Source organism: Parvimonas sp. M20 (assembly GCF_035282425.1).
GTDB lineage: Bacteria > Bacillota > Clostridia > Tissierellales > Peptoniphilaceae > Parvimonas.
Genome location: NZ_JAYKBQ010000123.1, coordinates 1 through 287 on the forward strand (window position 1 = coordinate 1; position 287 = coordinate 287).

At 51.2% G+C, this 287-nt stretch carries 1 pseudogene; it reads right to left on the minus strand.

Annotated elements, in window-relative coordinates:
* A pseudogene (yjcO, locus tag VJI93_RS08660) lies at positions 1-283 on the minus strand (Sel1 family TPR-like repeat protein YjcO); the annotation flags it as partial.
* Positions 284-287 lie beyond the last annotated feature (4 nt).

Consider the following 287-nt stretch of genomic DNA (forward strand, 5'->3'; position numbering starts at 1 on the left):
TCTCTGCAAGAACTTTTGCTTGTGGATAGTCCAGACTGACCGGATTGGTGATTTTGATCTGCGCCAGCAGCGCGCAGGCATCAGCATCACCGCTGTCGGCGGCTTTCTGTGCCCAATATTCGGCTTTGCTCAAATCGCCGGAGCTAAACCAGCTGTCGGCAAGAAAATATTGTGCGCGTCGGTCCCCGGCCTCTGCTGCCTTTAAATACTGGCTGCCAGGCTCGGAGTCGTTGGCGTGGGCAAAGAATGTCAAAAACAACATCAATGCGATAATTTTTTTCATTTTG